Origin of the sequence: Streptomyces palmae, from assembly GCF_004684805.1 — a bacterium.
GTDB classification, from domain to species: Bacteria; Actinomycetota; Actinomycetes; order Streptomycetales; family Streptomycetaceae; genus Streptomyces; species Streptomyces palmae.
In genome coordinates this window covers 1-939 of sequence record NZ_SRID01000741.1, presented here as the reverse complement: position 1 = coordinate 939, position 939 = coordinate 1, and the positions used below count along the sequence as shown (strand labels likewise).

1 protein-coding gene is annotated in these 939 nt (G+C 73.4%); it reads left to right on the top strand.

Translation table 11 applies throughout. The features are described 5' to 3' along the window. The coding region (locus E4099_RS32415) for a beta-N-acetylhexosaminidase (protein ID WP_167828577.1) at window positions 1-939 on the top strand (939 nt) is incomplete at both ends.

The window sequence follows — 939 nt, the reverse complement described above, 5'->3', positions numbered from 1 at the left end:
GTTCTGGGGGGCGCAGACCCTACGGCAGCTGCTGGGGCCGGCGGCCTTCCGGCGGGCGCCGGTGTCGGGGAGGCGGGAGTGGCCGCTGCCCGCCGTGGTGATCGAGGACGCCCCGCGCTTCCGATGGCGTGGGCTGATGCTGGACGTGGCCCGGCACTTCATGCCCAAGGACGCCGTACTGCGTTATGTGGACCTGCTCGCCGCGCACAAGCTGAACGTCCTCCACCTGCACCTCACCGACGACCAGGGCTGGCGGATCGAGATCGAGCGCTACCCCCGGCTGACCCGGGTCGGGGCCTGGCGGGCACGGACCCGGCTCGGGCACCGGGCCTCACCGCTGTGGGACGAGCGGCCGCACGGCGGCTACTACACCCAGGACGACATCCGGGAGATCGTCGCCTACGCCGCCGCGCGGCACATCACCGTGGTGCCGGAGATCGACATCCCGGGCCACTCGCAGGCCGCCATCGCCGCCTACCCGGAGTTGGGCAACACCGACGCGGTGGACACCGCCGCGCTCACCGTGTGGGACGACTGGGGCGTGAGCCCGCACATCCTGGCGCCCACCGAGCACACCCTGCGCTTCTACGAGGGGGTGCTGGAGGAGGTGCTGGAACTCTTCCCCTCCGTCTTCGTACACCTCGGCGGGGACGAGTGCCCCAAGGACCAGTGGCGTGCCTCGGCGACCGCGCAGGCCCGGATCGCGGAGCTGGGACTGGCGGACGAGGACGCCCTGCAGAACTGGCTCACCGGCCACTTCGGCCGCTGGCTGGCGGCGCGCGGCCGGCGGCTGATCGGCTGGGACGAGATCCTGGAGGGCGGGAGCCGCACGGACACCGGGGGCGGTGGGAGCACGGGTGGCTCTGCCGACGTGCGCGACGGTACGGACGCGGGTGGCGGCACCGGGGCCAGGGGGTGTACGGGCGACGGTCCTACGGG